This is a genomic window from Candidatus Beckwithbacteria bacterium (assembly GCA_012797845.1).
In the GTDB taxonomy this organism is placed as follows: domain Bacteria; phylum Patescibacteriota; class Microgenomatia; order UBA1400; family UBA1449; genus JAAZOH01.
This window is the reverse complement of the sequence record JAAZOH010000015.1, coordinates 13119-29752: the sequence shown is the minus strand read 5'-3', so window position 1 is coordinate 29752 and position 16634 is coordinate 13119. Positions and strand designations below refer to the sequence as shown.

15 protein-coding genes are annotated in these 16634 nt (G+C 35.8%); 13 read left to right on the top strand and 2 right to left on the bottom strand.

Annotation, left to right across the window (positions count from 1 at the left end):
• Positions 1–25: 25 nt before the first annotated feature.
• The 7 genes from GYA49_02075 to GYA49_02045 all read left to right on the top strand — a co-directional run bounded on the left by GYA49_02075 (position 26) and on the right by GYA49_02045 (position 5956).
• A complete protein-coding gene (locus tag GYA49_02075; GenBank protein ID NMC35809.1) occupies positions 26–1111 on the top strand; it encodes a hypothetical protein in 1086 nt (361 codons plus the stop codon).
• Between the two features lie 4 nt (positions 1112–1115).
• Positions 1116–1553: a DUF523 domain-containing protein gene (locus GYA49_02070; GenBank protein NMC35808.1), complete on the top strand. Its 438-nt coding sequence runs from the start codon at positions 1116–1118 to the stop codon at positions 1551–1553.
• A 9-nt stretch (positions 1554–1562) separates the two neighbouring features.
• The gene (locus tag GYA49_02065; protein NMC35807.1) at positions 1563–2324 is read left to right on the top strand and encodes a hypothetical protein; all 762 of its coding nucleotides are present in this window, start codon (positions 1563–1565) and stop codon (positions 2322–2324) included.
• Between the two features lie 61 nt (positions 2325–2385).
• Positions 2386–2997 carry a deoxynucleoside kinase gene (locus GYA49_02060; protein ID NMC35806.1) on the top strand — a complete coding sequence of 204 codons (612 nt, stop codon included), beginning with the start codon at positions 2386–2388 and terminating at the stop codon, positions 2995–2997.
• Between the two features lie 45 nt (positions 2998–3042).
• On the top strand, positions 3043–3648 hold the full coding sequence (locus tag GYA49_02055; GenBank protein ID NMC35805.1) for a hypothetical protein: 606 nt from the start codon (positions 3043–3045) through the stop codon (positions 3646–3648).
• On the top strand, positions 3645–5177 hold the full coding sequence (gene guaA / locus GYA49_02050) for a glutamine-hydrolyzing GMP synthase (GenBank protein ID NMC35804.1): 1533 nt from the start codon (positions 3645–3647) through the stop codon (positions 5175–5177). The genes GYA49_02055 and guaA overlap by 4 nt, the downstream gene beginning before the upstream one ends.
• Before the next feature lie 5 nt (positions 5178–5182).
• Entirely contained in the window at positions 5183–5956 is a 774-nt protein-coding gene (locus GYA49_02045; GenBank protein NMC35803.1) for a purine-nucleoside phosphorylase, read from the top strand.
• Between the two features lie 331 nt (positions 5957–6287).
• Here GYA49_02045 and GYA49_02040 read toward each other — a convergent pair whose 3' ends face one another.
• Positions 6288–8798, bottom strand: a complete 2511-nt coding sequence (locus GYA49_02040) for an ATP-binding protein (GenBank protein ID NMC35802.1) — start codon at positions 8796–8798, stop codon at positions 6288–6290.
• Positions 8799–8960: 162 nt separating this feature from the next.
• Between GYA49_02040 and GYA49_02035 the strand changes: the two genes are divergently transcribed.
• From GYA49_02035 to tsf, 3 genes are all read left to right on the top strand, one after another.
• Positions 8961–10847, top strand: coding sequence for a hypothetical protein (locus tag GYA49_02035; GenBank protein ID NMC35801.1), 1887 nt, complete (start codon positions 8961–8963; stop codon positions 10845–10847).
• A 249-nt stretch (positions 10848–11096) separates the two neighbouring features.
• Positions 11097–11831, top strand: coding sequence for a 30S ribosomal protein S2 (gene rpsB, locus GYA49_02030; protein ID NMC35800.1), 735 nt, complete (start codon positions 11097–11099; stop codon positions 11829–11831).
• Positions 11832–11922: 91 nt separating this feature from the next.
• Positions 11923–12375: a translation elongation factor Ts gene (gene tsf / locus GYA49_02025; protein NMC35799.1), complete on the top strand. Its 453-nt coding sequence runs from the start codon at positions 11923–11925 to the stop codon at positions 12373–12375.
• 84 nt (positions 12376–12459) lie between these two features.
• Here tsf and GYA49_02020 read toward each other — a convergent pair whose 3' ends face one another.
• Complete coding sequence (locus GYA49_02020) at positions 12460–12801, bottom strand: hypothetical protein (protein NMC35798.1); 342 nt, start codon at positions 12799–12801, stop codon at positions 12460–12462.
• A 187-nt stretch (positions 12802–12988) separates the two neighbouring features.
• Between GYA49_02020 and frr the strand changes: the two genes are divergently transcribed.
• The 3 genes from frr (at position 12989) to GYA49_02005 (ending at position 16633) form a co-directional block, all read left to right on the top strand.
• The gene (gene frr, locus GYA49_02015) at positions 12989–13546 is read left to right on the top strand and encodes a ribosome recycling factor (GenBank protein NMC35797.1); all 558 of its coding nucleotides are present in this window, start codon (positions 12989–12991) and stop codon (positions 13544–13546) included.
• A 63-nt stretch (positions 13547–13609) separates the two neighbouring features.
• Positions 13610–14692 (top strand): RIP metalloprotease RseP, encoded by a 1083-nt coding sequence (gene rseP, locus GYA49_02010; GenBank protein ID NMC35796.1) that lies wholly within the window; start codon positions 13610–13612, stop codon positions 14690–14692.
• 225 nt (positions 14693–14917) lie between these two features.
• Complete coding sequence (locus tag GYA49_02005) at positions 14918–16633, top strand: proline--tRNA ligase (GenBank protein ID NMC35795.1); 1716 nt, start codon at positions 14918–14920, stop codon at positions 16631–16633.
• The last annotated feature ends 1 nt before the right edge of the window (position 16634 follow it).

Below are 16634 nucleotides of genomic sequence, written 5' to 3'. Positions count from 1 at the left end.
GAGTTTTGTGTATAAGGAAATATTTATGGGAAATGAGCAATTAGTAAGCCAAGGTTCAGATCAAATCACTATTGCTGATCCACAAGTAGATATAGTTACTGGCGGATTTGATGTAGCTACATCAATGATTCTAGCATTAGAATTTCTGGCTTCACAAGATTATCTTGATGGTTTAAGAGTAAAAAATTTACCAGAGTCATTAATTTTACAAACCGAAGAACTAGTTGATAATCCAAAAGCATTGCTAATGAGGTCTGAAGAACTTTTTAACCAGGCCTTTGATGCTTTAAGAGAATTCTATAGAGAAAGCGAAGGACCGATTTTGATTCCATATTCTGGGGGACGAGATTCAAGTTCAATTTTTGCTTTAACACTTCTTTTGAATAGCTTAGAGTTTGATAATAGTAGACGGATTATTTTAGTCACTGCTTTAACTGGATTTGCAGGTAATTTACAAGCGCCAAGAGAACAGGCAGAAAAAATAGTAGAGCAAATTCGAAGCTTAGGTATACAAACAAACATCGATTTAAACACAGATCATTATTATATGGATCTTTCTGGACCTTATAGTGAACACGTAGTTAGGTCTTCTTTAGAAGATAGAGATAAACTAGGCCATCCAGGATTGTGTTCTTCTTGTAAAATTACTATGGAAGCACATTTGGCCCAAGCTGCAAAGCAATTAGGTGCAGGAGCTGTTGCTTTGGGTTATACAGATTTACAAGCAATGCAGCAATGGCCAGAACAATCAGAGGCTCAACAAGCTGAAATGCAAACTTGGTTTAGAGATAATTATCCTGGTATTGTAATTGGTTCACCATTAAATCATGTCATTACTTTACCTCCGGATACTACATTATTACTTGCCGCATTAGGTTTGCCAACAGATCATCATAAACAAGAAATGCCTTGTGCGGCAGCACGAACAAATCCAATATCTATGGATCATCAAAACCACGCTGGTTTTGTGCGTGGTAAATTAAAAAAGATGTATCCGGGAGAAATATCATTATCAACAGAAATTCCTAAGAGAACTGACGTGGATCATGCGGCGGTAATAATGTCTTTAAAACAAGATTCAAATTTTATGAGTGGTGTTTTCCCTCAATAACCTTATGAAAAGAAAAAATATTCTTGTTAGTGCTTGCTTAGTGGGAGTAAATTGTCGTTATGATGGTAGTAATAAGCTAAATGAAAAAATAATTAAACTTTTAGAAAAAAAAGAACTAATTATTGTTTGTCCGGAATTATTGGGTGGTTTTCCTATTCCAAGAAGTCCTTGTCAAATTGTAGGTGGAGATGGGTATGATGTCTTGCAAAAAAAAGCCAAGGTGATGGGGGAAGATGGTATTGATTACTCGCAACAATTTATCAAGGGAGCAAAAAATGCTCTTAGAATAGCTAGAGAAAATAATGTATCAGTAGCTTATTTACGCGAAAAAAGCCCTTCATGTGGGAGTGGTGAGATTTATAATGGCAAGGGTCTTAAAAATGGCGATGGAGTATTTGCCGCTTTATTAAAACAGAATGGAATCAAAGTAGTTAGAATTTAACGTTTAAACATGACAGAAAACCCTTCTTCAAAGGAGATCTTCGAACCATTGCAAGAAAATAATAGTATTTTGTTTATAGCAGGTAATAATCAAAAAGCTGACTTATTATGCTTGCTAGGAGTAGGAGTGGTAAGAACTACTCTATTTCCTGATACTTTTAGTGAAGCAGATTGGCAAGCAGCATATGAACATGGGCCATTTTATGAATATGGTTATATACCTGAAGTTTTAGCCTGGCAAAAGGCAGTAGCTGCTCATCATGAGTTTCCGGATAGTCATGTTATAACCTCAGATACTTTAAAAGTAATTAGAAATAATGGAACTGTAACAGTATTGGAAAAACCTGCAAACAAAGAAGAAGCAGTAAAACAAATAATGGCTCAGTCAGGAAAAGAAATTATCCAAAAAGGAGTTTTAGTATATTGGGATGGTGTAAATTGGAAAATTGGTATAGTTGAAACAAAAATGAATATTGCAGAAATATCAGAAGGTAGGGCGCAAGTTTATGTGGAAGAGTATTTTGATAAAAAACTACACAATATTCCAGGTTCACTTCCCATTATGCATGAACCAACAAGAATTGAATTTTATGAAGATGGATTCGAGGTCTCTATGAGTTGTGCTACAGGATTTGAGCAAAATAGAGCTAGTGAGCCAAAATGGCAACGAAAATCACATATTTCATTGTCTGAAGATGGTTTGAATACAGTTTTTGCATATATTAATGGCTTTGCTCCTCCGCTTTTGGAAGAAATGGGACTTTTTTCATAGAAAACAACCTTGGATTGAATTTTTATTTTAGTAGGATATTTATAGTTTATATTTAAAATAAATGACTTATAAACCAATAACAGTGATAGGTAATGTAGGTTCTGGCAAGAGTACTGTGTGCGAACTTTTGGCAAAAAAGCTTCATGCCAAACTTATCCCAGCTGATGAATTTTATAAAACTAATCCATTTTTCCCATTAGCTTTACAGGATCGTAAGCGTTGGTCGTTTACTAGTGATTTATGGTTTCTAAAAGAACGTGCTAAGTTATTATCTAAACTAAATTCTGAACTCAATGATCAAAATATAATTATTGATAGCGGAATTGTTATGAGCTATGTGTATGCTCACAGCAGAATTAAAAGCGGTTATTTTACAGATGAAGAGTGGAGTTTATATCAGGAAATTTATACATTTTTAACTAAAAATATTAGCAACCAAGGAATCCTCATTTATTTAAAAGCACCGGTTAATTTTCTTCTCAAACGAATCAAAAAAAGAGGAAGAGAATTTGAAATAAAAAATCATAGTAAAGATTATTTAACCAGTTTGCAATCCAGTCTGGATTTTGTAGTTAAAAATTCTAATGTAAAAGTTATTACTATCAATATCTACGAAAAAACAGACATACATAATTTGATTAAAAAAATTATTAATAAGTTGCCTAATTTTTAACTGAAAACATAATATTGGAAAAGTTTTTAGTTTATAATTTAAACCATGAAACTTACACCCATTCAATTTTCCAATGAATCAATTACCTATATTGCTCCGAGCTGGAGCCAACTTGAAGATTTGAGCTTTATACTTGCTCAAAAAATTTTGAAAGATAAGCTCAGAATTGATCGTATTGTGACGTTAGCTAAAGGTGGTTGGCCACAAACCTGTAGTCTAATTGATTTTTTAGGAATTGATTATGTTGCTAGTATTGGTATTAAGTTTTATTCAGGGATTGGTAAGATGATGGATAAACCAGATATTTATCAAGATATTCCTCCTGTAATTCGTAACGAGACAGTTTTATTGTTTGATGATATTGCCGATACCGGCAAGTCTTTAGTTTTTACTAAAGACCACTTACGGGATTTTGCTGTCAAAAAAGTGTATACGGCCAGTTTGTTTTATCGTAACCATTGTAGTTTGACTCCAGATTATTATGCTCAAGAAGTGAATTCATGGATTGTTTTCCCTTTCGAAGCTCGGGAAACGATTGAACAACTTGGGCTAAAATGGGCAAAACAGGGACTTAACAAACAAGAAATTATTAAAAGGTTTAAGAAATTTAATTTCAAAGATGAAATTATTAATTACTATCTAAAAATATGATTTTAATTGTTGATTTTGGTTCACAAACAACTCATTTAATTGGTAGGAGGATTAGGGATTTAGGGGTAGAAGTTAGGATAGTTGATTCGGATAATGCTTTAGCTGGAATTTCTAAATATAAACCTGCAGGTATTATCTTGTCTGGTGGTCCAGCAAGTGTTTATGAAAAAGGTTCTCCTAGTATCGATCCCATAATATTTACATTTAAAATTCCAATTTTAGGAATATGCTATGGTTGGCAACAAACTGCAAGATTACTTAAAGGTAAAGTAATTCAAGGTCATAAAGAATATGGTCCGACTGAAGTTAAAATAAATCATAGAAGTCCTTTATTTGAAAATATAAAAGCCAGAGAACTTAAAGTTTGGATGTCTCATGGTGATGAAGTGGTTAAATTGCCTGTTGGTTTTGATTATCATGTATCTACTCCGACAGTAAAGGCAGCTGGGGTAGGTGATTTTGAAAGAAAAATTTTTGGAGTCCAATTTCATCCAGAAGTAGAACATACCCAAGAAGGTAAAAGAATTTTACAAAATTTTGTAGAAATTATCTGTGGTTTAAAAGTTTCTAAAAGAAAAATCAATGTTAATGACATTATCAAGCAAGTAAAAGATATAGTTGATCAAAAAGGAGAAAATGCCAAAGCAATTGCTGCGGTCTCTGGAGGAGTTGATTCGACGGTTGCTAGCACGATTGTGGCTAAAGCAATGGGCAAAAAATTTATTCCTATTTATTGTGATAATGGTTTGATGCGTGAAGGAACTACTGAGGAAGTCAAATATATTTTTGAAAAATTATTGAAAATAAAGCCAGTTATATTAGATTCAAAAAAAGAATTTTTAAGTAAATTAAAAAAAGTAACTGATCCAGAGAAAAAGAGAATCATTATTGGTAATTTGTATATAGATTTATTTCAACAAGAAGCTAAAAAAATAAAAAATACAAAATTTTTGGTTCAAGGAACGATTTACTCTGATGTTATTGAAAGTAAGGGTAGTAAAAATGCCAGTAAAATAAAAAGCCATCATAATGTTGGTGGTTTGCCAAAAAAAATGAATTTGGACTTACTTGAACCTTTACGCAATTTTTACAAAGATGAAGTTAGAGAATTAGGTAGACAGCTAGGTTTACCAGAAGATATTTTGATGAAACAGCCTTTTCCAGGCCCAGGCCAAGCGATTAGGATTTTGGGAGAGGTGACGGAGGAAAGATTAGCTAAGCAACAACAAGCTGACAAAATTGTTTTAGAAATTATAAAATCAAGTGGTTGGTATAACAAGATTTTTCAATCTTTTCCTATTATGACTGGAACGATGAGTACAGCAGTTAAGGGTGATGGTAGAGTTTATGGAGAAATAGTTGGATTAAGAGTTTATGATAGTAATGATATTATGACAGCTGGTTGGGCTCATTTACCATATGAACTGTTGCAAAAAATTTCTTCTAGAATAGTAAATGAAGTGCCCGATGTGTCTCGAGTTGTATATGATATTACCACTAAACCTCCAGCTACTATGGAGTGGGAGTAATTTTTATGTTTCAAGTTGATGAAATCATTGCTAAATTGCAAGCTTATCAGGACAAAGCTCATGTTTTAATGGTTTTAGGTTCTGGGTGGAATAGTGTGGTTGAAGGAATGAAAGTTGAGAAGCAGTTTGATTTTGCTCGAGTTTTTGGTGAAGGAGCTGGAGTGCTAGGTCACAAAGGCGCTTTACTTTTAGGCAAACTTAATAATAGGTCGGTTTGGATTATGGCTGGCCGTTTTCATACCTATGAAGGTTATAGTAGCGAAGAAGTAACTCGGCCATTGCAAGCCTTGGCCAAATTAGGGATTAAAATGGTTGTTTTAACTTCAGCTGTTGGGGGACTAAATAAAAATTATCAAGTTGGCGACATTATAGTTTTAAAAGATATACTGACTCTTTTTTGCCAAAGTCCTCTAACTGGTTCTAATTTTCAGGATCTGTCTCAAGCTTTTGATAAAAATTTACAAGATATTGCTTGTAATGTTTGCCAAAAATTTAATATTGCTTATCATCGAGGTGTTTACACCTATTACAAAGGACCAAATTTTGAAAGCTTTGCAGATAAGATTGCCTTAGAAAAGCTAGGGGCAGATGCAGCGGGTATGAGTACTGTACCAGAAACTATTATGGCTAATCATTTAGGAATTAAAGTATTGGGTTTGTCATGTGTGACCAATTTGGCTTTTGTTAAACATAATCATCAGGAAGTTTTAGCTAATGCTCAAGCTCAAAGTGAAAAAATGAGGAAATTGTTAGAAGGGATTATAAAAGAGATAAAGTAAATTTTTTTAAGCAGGAATTTTTCTCTAAATATTGAAACCTATTTTCTTTGTCTTGCCAAATGCTATTCCTATTTTTTCTTTCCTGCCTGCCGGCAAGCAGGGCTTGTCCAAAGTTACAAAAGCCTATTTCTTTGTGCCGACAAAGAAATAGGCAAAAGAAAACTCTCGCTTAGGTTAAAAAATGTTCAGGAAACAATTTTTCTCATTTTATGTCATCGAACTTGCCTTCTCAGAAAGGCAGCAAACATTGCGATGACATTATTAAAAAGAATTCGAAAAACAGTTTCTTGACTATTTTTTAAAAAAGCGATTATAAAGCAAGAATAAAATCTTAGTCTTTCACTTCTTCTACTACAAATCTAGGGCGATTAGGAGTAGGTTTAGATTGGGGAATTTGACTATTTTCTACCTGTTGATTGCGATTTCTTTTATATGGTTTATGGCGGTTTTTTGATTTTTTAGTTGCTTTTTGAGTTTCATATGTTGGTGAATTTACCTGATTTAGATTATGACTTTGACCGATCAGTTTGGCCATTGCTGCTTCAGCCTGATCTCGATGTTGAGTTGGTCTAGTTAATGGTTTGATAGTTGGAGCTTGGTTAGGTTGAACTGGCACTGGAACTGGCTCAACTTTTTGCTTGTCAGGTTTGCCATAGCGCTCAGCTGAAAGACGAATGGCTTTTTCCCGATTCTGATTGCGACAGTTTGGTAGTGGTAATGTTCGGGCTGGAAAAGCAGTGGAGGTTCGGTTATCAATTGAAATTTTGGTAATCGTTTCAAAATTATCCAAGCCGACTAAATCAGCTTCTTCATATAAATTGCCAAATTCTTGGTTGAGCATAGTAGCATCTGCGGCACCAACTAAAAATGAAATCAAGGTGCCAACATTACCAAAAATAGCTTTTTGAACATCTTCTTCGACTTGGCCCATATACTGATTAGCGACCATTAAATTGAGCCGGTACTTACGAGCTTCGGATAGGATTTTAATAAACGAAGAAGTGGCAAAATTTTGAAACTCATCAACATAAAGATAAAAATCACGGCGTTTGTCTTCGGGAATGCCAACACGGTTCATGGCAGCTAACTGGATTTTAGTGATAAACATGGCACCAAGGAGGGCGGCATTATCTTCACCAAGGCGGCCTTGGGCTAAATTAAGCAGTAAAATTTTGCCGCTGTTCATAACATCTTCTAGATCAAGACTGGAATGGGGCCGCTCCAGAATTGTCCTAATTTTGGGTGAGGTGATAAACTGACAAACTTTATTTAAAATTGGAGAAACAGCTTCAGTCCGAGCCCGATCATCAAGTCGACCAAACTCATCCAACCAGAAGTTTTTCAAAACCTGATCGTCAATTTTTTCAACTATCTGTTTACGATAGGCGCTATTAGTTAGCAGTTTAGGCACATCCAAAAGCGTGCTATTTGGTACAGCTGTAAGAGTTAGTATAGTATTGCGTAAAATGTACTCTAGCCGTGGTCCCCAGGAGTAGCCAAACAGTTTATGGAAAATAGAAACAATCCCAGAAGCTACCAACTCGGCCTGCTCAGGAATAGTAATTTCTAGAGGATTCATCCGAAACGGATACTCAACATTAGTTGGATCAAGATAAACTACATCATTAAGTCGAAACTTAGGAATATAGTCGAGCAAAGTTTCACACAGATCACCATGAGGATCAATGACTGCCAAACCTTCTCCATTACGCATGTCATTAATACCCATATTGGCAATCAAGGTTGATTTCCCAGTACCAGTTTTTCCGATCACATAGATGTGTTTACGTCGGTCAATGCGTTTGATCCCAAACACCGTTGGTTTGTTTTTGAATTCGGTTTTTGCAAAAAAGTTGATATCCCGCTTTTGTTCATCTGTCAAACCAGCAGCAATAACTAAATTTTCGGGGGGTTCGCCTTTAAGGGTGCCGCCCCAGGCAATATTTTTAATATTGATTAAATTTTGGTTAGGTAGATGAAATAAGGTAGCTAGTTCATCGCTGGTAAAAACTTGAGCATTACTACCATAAGTCGGCATACGACTCATAATACTGGTAAACCAGCCGGTTTTATCCCAAAACATTGGTCTAGATAGCTTTAGACTATTGCCTTCACCATGAGACAGGCTAGCAAAGGCTCCAGCTAAATTGGTCAAAACTAGTTCTGATTGGTATTTATTTTTGCTGTGGACCAAGACATTAATATCAACACCAAATCCAGTTTGACTGCATTTTTGCTCAATCAGAGTTTTTTGGGGATGAGGCATAACTTTATCTGGTTCGCCAGTAGAAAAGGTTTTATTAGCTATACTTTGGCCATGAACTTGCCAATTGCCTTTGGGAGCACTGATAAGGTATTGAATCAAAACTTTGTCAGTTGGATCAGTTTTAGCCAGTGTTCCTAAAACGGTTGATAGGGGGTCAACATCCTTAAAGTCAGCATACGTTTTTAAAGGCAAATAAAACGGCTTTTCCAGCCTAATTTTGCCAAAACTGGCATGATCCATTTGATCTTTAAAACTGCTTTGTTTGCCAAAAAAGAAAGGCAGAAAATCGCCAACTGGAGAAATCAAAGCTTGAGGATATTGTGCAGTTAACTGACTAGTAAAATAAGAGCCAAAGGTAGTTGGACAAGCTGCCATAAAATAAATGCGTTGATTCCAAGCAATAATTTCAAAAGACAAAGCTTGAGATTTTCCGAACAACCGTTTGAGTAAAGAATTTTTAATCCGAGGTAAAGCTTTGAGACAAGCGGCCATAGCTTCAGGTGAAGTTTCAGAGGTTTTGGGAACGCGCAGCTCAAAAAAAGTTAAAACTGGAGCTAGTACTTGATTGGCAGCCATACGTTAGTTATTCAAAAAAGCACATCTATGCTTCTTATACTTAGTAATTATAGCGGGTTGGGAAAAGATAGTGTAGAGAAGTAAATCTTTATTGACCGAATCATTCTTGTATTACATTTTTATTTGTGTCTACAATAATATAATTATCAATTTTTGAAATATATGGAAAAAAATTCTATCCAAAGCGAAATCGTAAATCACAATACTATAAAATCTGAAGAATTCATGTCTATTGGACAGCTTTTATCAGAATCTTGGCTTACCTTTAAAAAGAGTATTTTGAATTTGTTTTTAATATCTCTGCTGTCTTTTGTTTTAAGTCTAATTTCAATTGGAATTATAGGGTTAGTGGTGATAATAAGTATTGGTGTTAAAATCTCTTCTTTGAGTTCCTTTAATTTTAGTAATCTGTTAACAAGTAATTTTTCTACATTGCTCGTTCCTTTTATAGCTTTAGTTTTAGGTTTCTTGCTTTTTGTGATTATTCAAGCAGCTCTACAAATTGCTTCAATTATTGTCATTGATAAAAAGGGAGAAGAAGGAAGTTTTGGAAAAGCACTTGGAATAGGGTTTAGTCTAGCGATTCCTCTTATAGCAACTCTAATCTTAACTCAAATTATTATTTTAGGTGGTTTGTTTTTGTTCATTATTCCTGTTTTAATTTTTGGCTTGATGTTGATGTTTGTTCCTTATGAAGTAGCTCTATCTGGGAAAAGTCTTTTTAAAGCAATTAATGGAAGTTTGAAAATAACTATCCAACATTTTGGCGAAATTTTAGTACGTTGGTTGGTTATGGTTGGGATTGTATTAGGAATAATGATTTTCTTACCTTTGTTGCTGGAAGCTGTGAATAAAAACTTGGGATTGATGTTTAGGTTTATTATGATTTTTGGAAATATGTTAGTGTCTTGGTACTTTATGGCCTATTCGGTAACTTTGTACAAGGATGCTAAAGAAAAAACTGATTGGACTAAAAAAACTAACACTATCTGGGTTTGGCTTATTGCTATTTTCGGTTGGATAATGGCAGTTACATTAGGAATCCTGCTTTATAACACAATTCAAAGCAAGATTCCGGATATCGAGAAACTCATACAGAATAAGGAAAAAATTGAAAATCTTGAACAAAAAGAGGCAGAAAGGATTACTTCATATATACCCTCAGCATGTGGTTTATCTGTTCCGGTAACTAATACTAGCGATACTTATGAAGGAAAAGACAGAAAATGGATCTTTAAAGAATATCCCTTAAAACCAGAAGCCTTTATTACGTTAGATCAAAATGTTTTACCTCATGAAGTAGCTTGGGGGTCATTTTTATTTTATAAATCACAAGATGATGAAAGTGGTATCAACCCAGGTTTTGAAATTATTTGTGTTGATAATACTAAGTCTTTAACACAAGAAGATTACCTAGCTTTGGCATTAGCTAATAAAGATTATGAAGTCAGTCATGAAGATTCGCTGAAATGGGGAGAAGTACCATTAGATTTGGTTTATGTAAAAGGAACGAATTCTGAAGGAGAAGAATTTAGAGATGTACAATATGTAGGATTGAGCAAGGATGAAAAAAAACTGTTTTTAATCAAGTGGTGGGGAGTTGACGAGGAAAAATTTGCTACTATCAGTGCTCAACTAGATGAAGATATGCTGATGATGAGGAAAAATTTAAAATATCGTGATGTAAATGAAACTATATCTGATTTAACAACCCAGTTTCTTAATAGTAATAAAAGCAACAATCAGCAATCGACTAATACAAATTCACAGGTTTCCAGTTGTACTCCATTTAATATTCGAGAAGGGGAATTTGCCAGTAATAAATGTTATAGCCAACAAGATTATGATGATTTGCAATATTATCTGCAACGATTCAATAGCTCTGCTGCAACGTATAATGGAGCAGTAGCATCGATGAGTATAACTTGTAATGGAAGTGATTTTTTTAAAGATCAGTGCGAACAGGATAAAAAAGATAAAGAACAAGCTGAAGCAGATATTAATAATTACCGTAATACCATTAATGGGATTATTGCTAAAGGAAGATAGTTTTTTGCAAAACCCCGTTTTTTAGGCTATAATTCCATCCATTACTCACACACCTTGAAAACTCCTTGACTCATTGTGTCATTTCGAGCGAAGTCGAGACCTGCCTGCTGGCAGGCAGGAATCTTATTAACAAGATTCTTCGACTTGACTTTCAGTCAAGCTCAGAATGACAAAATGGTTATTTTGTCAGGTGTGGCGGCAACCCGAACAAACATTATTATTTTATTTCGGGATTAAAGGAGATTTACTATGTCTTCAGACAAGACTGATAAATCTGTGGTTTCATTAGAAAAAATGCTGGAAGCTGGGGTTCATTTTGGCCATCAGGCTAAAAGATGGTATCCCAAAATGGCTCCTTACATTTGGCAATCCAGAGATGGAGTGCATATTTTTGATCTTTTAAAGACCCAACAGCTTTTACAGGAAGCTTGTGAAGCAGTCAAACAAGACATGATTGCTGGCAAAACTATTGCTTATGTAGCCACTAAACGTCAGGCTGCTGCTATTGCTAAAGAAGAAGCTAAACGAGCTGGAGTTCCCTATATTGTTTCCCGTTGGGCTGGAGGAACTATTACCAACTGGCAACAAGTTAAACAAAGTATTGATAGGTTAAAAAAACTTAAATCTGGTCTCGAAAGTGGTGAATTTAAACAATATACTAAAAAGGAACGAGTTTTGCTGGATCGAGAAGTGACCAGATTGGAACGACTTTTTGGCGGAATAGTTGATCTTGCTCAACCACCCCAAATACTTTTTATTATTGATATTAATCGGGAAAAAGCTGCTGTAGCCGAAGCTAAACACAATGGAGCTAAGCTATATGCTCTAGTTGATTCCAATGTTGATCCTGAACCAATCGATCATCCAATTCCTTGTAATGATGATGCCGTGCGCTCAATCAAACTTATGACTGAAGCCTTTACTAATGCGGTGATTGAAGGCAAAGAACTAGCTGCTAAAGCTAAAATTGAAGTTACAAAATAAATAGTATTGTCATTTCGAGCGAAGTCGAGAAATCTTATTGATAAGATCTTTCGTTCTTCGATAAACTCAAAACTCAAGATGACAAGAGCATATGAGCATTTCTGTTGATCAAATCAAAAAATTACGAGCCCAGACCAAGGCTGGAGTGATGGAAGTTCGCCAAGCTCTAACTGAAAGTAATGGTGATATTGCCAAAGCTAAAGATTGGCTTAGAAAAAAAGGTTTAGATAAAGCTGCCAAAAAAGCTGATCGGGAAACTGGCGATGGTTTGGTAACGGCTTATATCCATGCTGGCGGTCAAATTGGAGCTTTAGTTAAACTAGGTTGTGAAACCGATTTTGTAGCTAAAACTTCTGAATTTCAAACCTTGGCTTCTGAAATTGCAATGCAGATTGCTTCGATGGAGCCAAAAGATGTTAAGCAGCTTTTAGCTCAAAGCTATATTCGGGACAGTAAAAAAACGATTGATGATCTTATCAAAGAAGCTATTGCCAAACTAGGAGAAAATATTCAAATAATTGAGTTTAAACGATTGGCAATTTAATACTTAATTTTTAAATAAATATAATAAGCACACCAGAAAAGTGTGCTTATTATTATCTCTCCTAGAGACTTTGTTTAAAAAAGATTATTGTTGTTGATTTGGTATTTCCTTATCCTCTTTTTTTGAAGAGAGGGGAAATTCATTAGCTATTTCCCCTAATAGTGCAAACAGATCTGCTCCAAAGTGAGCTAAACTTTCAGTCATTTCTTTTCTTTTGACCGGATCTTCAATTGCACCTCTTATTTCTTCTGCCATTTGTCTAAAAGTGCTGGGACTTGTCATCCATTTCAATACGTTTTCCCATTGCGGCTTGCCATCTGGTCCAAAAAGCTGATCTCTATCATTTCCAGTTTGTTCTGAAGTTTGTATTTGGGGAGCTGCTGGCACACTTTCTATTTCTGGGACACCTGATGTAAATTCACTCATAGAAAATACCTTTCATGAATAAATATTTATAATATTTAAAATATAACATAAAATTCTTTTTACAAAAACAGAGCAACCTGATAAGATAAAACCAAACTTAAAAGTCTAGTTTAAAAGTTGGCATCTTATATATTTTAAATCAAAATTTATCGCTCTAACTTTACAACTTTGATTTTTAGTTATACTTATGAATCCTATTTTGACAAGCTTCCAAGAAAAAGCTGAAAAAGTTGTTCAACTTTTGACTGATGATTTAGCGACTATGAAAACCGGTCGGGCAAAACCCAGTCTAGTCGAGCATATCAAAGTAAGTGTATATGGCGGCACTTGGATGGAAGTGCGCGAACTAGCTTCAATCTCAGCGCCTGATGCCAATCATATTATAATTTCACCTTGGGACAAGAGTGTTCTAAAAGATATGGAAAAGGGATTAGCAGCTTCGGAGGCCAGACTCAATCCGGTGGTTGATGGCGATATTATCCGGATTAATATTCCACCACTGACAGAAGAAAGACGTCAGGAATTTGTCAAACTGGTTCACCAAAAAGCCGAATCACACCGAGCAATGGTACGTAATGAACGCAGACAAGCTAAAAGTGATATTGAAGCTCAAAAAGATCAGGCTGGAGTGAGTGAAGATGATATTCATAATGATATTGAGCAATTACAGAAAATTACCGACGATATTATTGCTAACATTGATGGCTTAGCCAAAGCCAAAGAAGAAGAATTAATGCAAGTCTAAGATTCTCAATTCTCAATTTTCCAATCATATTTATTGGTAATTGGCGATTGATTATAAACTGTCATGATTCCATCAATCATTATTTTTCTTATTGTTCTTTCTATTGTAGTTTTGATTCATGAACTAGGTCATTTTGTGGCAGCCAAACTGGTTGGTATTAAAGTTGAAGAGTTTGGGTTTGGGTATCCGCCAAGAGCAGTGGGTAAAAAAATTGGCGAAACTATTTACTCTTTAAACTGGTTGCCATTTGGCGGTTTTGTCCGGATGTTTGGTGAAGAAGAAGGGCAAATGGACTCTAAACAAAAACTATCAGCCAAACTTTCCAAAAGAGCTTTTTATCACAAAAGCAAACGACAGCGGTCACTGGTTATTTTAGCTGGTGTTGCGATGAATTTGCTTTTAGGTGTTTTCTGTTTTTCTTTAATTTACTCAACCGTTGGTATTCCTCAAGAAGTTGACTATATTACAGTTCAAGGTATAGCTGCCAATTCTCCAGCTCAAGCTGCTGGGGTTTCCGAAGGTGATAGAGTATTGGCTATTGATGGTATTGCTATGGATCAAACATCAGATTTTGTTGATTATCTGAAAGATAAAAAAGGGGTTCAAGTTACTGTTACTTTAGAACGTGATCATAAAACCTTACAAATCCCAGTTACTCCTCGGACTTCCTATCCACCAGAAGAAGGAGCAGTGGGAGTACTGGTTTCCAATTATGACAATGTTTTTTATCCAGCTTGGCAGATGCCGTTTCGGGGTGTTTGGGTAGGAGTCCAAGAAACGTATGCTTGGACTAAAATGATGCTTGAAGGATTGGGAACGATGGTAAGTGGTATTTTCAAAGGAGCAACTCCGGAAGTTACTGGCCCAGTGGGAATTTATCAAATTACCTCAACAGTAGCCGAACAAGGGATTTTGCCGCTGATCAAGTTTATCGGGATTTTATCGATCAATTTAGCAGTGGTAAATATCTTACCGCTACCGGCTTTAGATGGCGGTCGATTTGTCTTTATTATGATCGAAGGCATCATTGGCCGAAAGATCAAACCAGCTATTGAAGCATATATCAATATGGCGGGAATGGCAGTACTTATTGGCTTAATGGTTTTAGTTACTATTGGTGATGTGATACGGTTGATAAGAGGATAAAGTAATTTTAATAATTCCTATTTTTTCTTTGTTTGTCCAAATAAAAAATAGGATAAAAAAGAAAAGACAGCTCGTTACAACTTAGCCAGTAAATTATAGATTCGAAAAACTGGGAAAACCCTTCTGAAATTTACCCTCGACAAGCTCGGGTTCAGTTTCAGCTTTCCCTTAGTTTTTCTCATCAAATTTAGCTGGCAAAAGTTGCAAAAGAGCAATAAATAAAACATGAAATATTCGCAACTCTTTGGCAAAACGGTCAAATCAGTTTCTAAAAATATCAAGCTTGATTCGCACCGTTTACTAGTTCAAGCCGGTTTTATTCGCGAAAGCGTAGCTGGCCGCTATTTTATGTTGCCTTTGGGGATGCGGGTACGAAACAAAATCATTGGGATTATTCGAGAAGAGATGGATAAATCTGGCGCTCAGGAGATGATCACTCCAGTTTTACATCCGCTGGAGCTGTGGCAAGAGAGTAACCGCGATAATGCTGGTAATTTTGGACTGATGTTAGTCGAGGATAGACGCGGAGCTAAATTTGCTTTGGGTGGGACGGCTGAAGAAATGTTTGTGGATGTGGTACGTAAATTTCCGCTTTCTTATAAAGATTTACCTTTCAATATTTACCAGTTTTCTCAAAAATTCCGTGATGAGCTGCGGGCTCGAGGAGGGCTGCTCAGAGTTCGAGAATTTTTAATGAAAGATGCATACTCTTTTGATAAAAATGCTGAGGAATTTGCGAAAACCTATGAGACTATGGGGCAGACGTACCAAACAATTTTTAACCGGATAGGTTTGGAAACAATCAGAGTTGCCTCAGACAATGGTTATATTGGCGGCGAATATTGTCATGAATATGTAGCTGAAAGTGAAATTGGCGAAAGCACCTTTTTAGTGACTGAAGATAGCAGTTACTGTGCCCATCAGGATGTAGCGACTTTTAAACTGGAACCAGTTAATCCTGATGATCCTGAAAAACCCATGGAAATTATTGACCAGCCTGAGTGGGTTCATACCATGGAAGATAATTTAAAACATTACCAATTGCCGCAGGAACGGTTTTTGAAGAATGTGGTGTATAAAAATATCACTACTGGCGATATTATCATTGCTGTTATTCGTGGGGATTTAGACGTTAACGTCAAAAAACTGGAACATGTTGTTAATGCAGTTGAGCAGCTGGAAGAGGCTAAGCTTGAAGATCTGGCAGCTATTGGGACTAAACCTGGCTATGTGCATTCTTGGGGACACAGCTTTAAGTCAAAAGGCAAAAGCAAGAAGGCAAAAGTGATTTATGTGGTGGATAAGTCACTTTATACAGTTAAAAATTTTATTGGCGGGCAAAAGGAAGAAACTACCGATTCTATTAACGTCAATTATGGTCGGGATTTTAAACACGATTTAGAAGCTGATATAGCTTTGGCTAAACCAGGCTTAAAAACTCCAGATGGAAAAGTTCTAGTAGAGAAAAAAGGCATTGAAGTTGGTAATATTTTTCAACTTGGCGAACATTACAGTAGGCGGATGAATGCTACCTACACGGCAGTTGATGGAAGTCAGGCTTATTACTATATGGGTTGTTATGGAATTGGAGTAGGTCGGAGTATGCAGGCGGTAGTGCAAATCCATCACGATGAGCGGGGTATTATTTGGCCGGAAAGTGTGGCTCCATTTCAAGTCCATCTTATTAGTATTCAAAATGCTGAAAACAGCATCCAAGCAGAAGGCATACATCAAAAGCTAATTGAAGCAGGGATTGAGGTTCTTTGGGATGACCGTGAAGATGTTTCCCCAGGCCAAAAATTTGCCGATGCCGATTTGATCGGTTGCCCGGTTCGTTTGGTAGTTTCTGCTAAAACTGGAGATAAGATTGAACTCAAAAAAAGAACGGAAAAAGAGGTTGAACTATTGAGCCTGGAAGAAGTAATTGAAAGACTTAAATAAT

What these genes read in the sequence shown, in the direction of transcription:
- rseP (NMC35796.1), top strand. Translation starts at nt 13,610, where the DNA reads ATGATTCCATCAATCATTATTTTTCTTATTGTTCTTTCTATTGTAGTT.
- frr (NMC35797.1), top strand. Translation starts at nt 12,989, where the DNA reads ATGAATCCTATTTTGACAAGCTTCCAAGAAAAAGCTGAAAAAGTTGTT.
- GYA49_02060 (NMC35806.1), top strand. Translation starts at nt 2,386, where the DNA reads ATGACTTATAAACCAATAACAGTGATAGGTAATGTAGGTTCTGGCAAG.
- GYA49_02045 (NMC35803.1), top strand. Translation starts at nt 5,183, where the DNA reads ATGTTTCAAGTTGATGAAATCATTGCTAAATTGCAAGCTTATCAGGAC.
- GYA49_02070 (NMC35808.1), top strand. Translation starts at nt 1,116, where the DNA reads ATGAAAAGAAAAAATATTCTTGTTAGTGCTTGCTTAGTGGGAGTAAAT.
- GYA49_02020 (NMC35798.1), bottom strand. Translation starts at nt 12,801, where the DNA reads ATGAGTGAATTTACATCAGGTGTCCCAGAAATAGAAAGTGTGCCAGCA.
- GYA49_02035 (NMC35801.1), top strand. Translation starts at nt 8,961, where the DNA reads ATGGAAAAAAATTCTATCCAAAGCGAAATCGTAAATCACAATACTATA.
- tsf (NMC35799.1), top strand. Translation starts at nt 11,923, where the DNA reads ATGAGCATTTCTGTTGATCAAATCAAAAAATTACGAGCCCAGACCAAG.
- GYA49_02040 (NMC35802.1), bottom strand. Translation starts at nt 8,798, where the DNA reads ATGGCTGCCAATCAAGTACTAGCTCCAGTTTTAACTTTTTTTGAGCTG.
- guaA (NMC35804.1), top strand. Translation starts at nt 3,645, where the DNA reads ATGATTTTAATTGTTGATTTTGGTTCACAAACAACTCATTTAATTGGT.
- GYA49_02005 (NMC35795.1), top strand. Translation starts at nt 14,918, where the DNA reads ATGAAATATTCGCAACTCTTTGGCAAAACGGTCAAATCAGTTTCTAAA.
- GYA49_02055 (NMC35805.1), top strand. Translation starts at nt 3,043, where the DNA reads ATGAAACTTACACCCATTCAATTTTCCAATGAATCAATTACCTATATT.
- GYA49_02065 (NMC35807.1), top strand. Translation starts at nt 1,563, where the DNA reads ATGACAGAAAACCCTTCTTCAAAGGAGATCTTCGAACCATTGCAAGAA.
- rpsB (NMC35800.1), top strand. Translation starts at nt 11,097, where the DNA reads ATGTCTTCAGACAAGACTGATAAATCTGTGGTTTCATTAGAAAAAATG.
- GYA49_02075 (NMC35809.1), top strand. Translation starts at nt 26, where the DNA reads ATGGGAAATGAGCAATTAGTAAGCCAAGGTTCAGATCAAATCACTATT.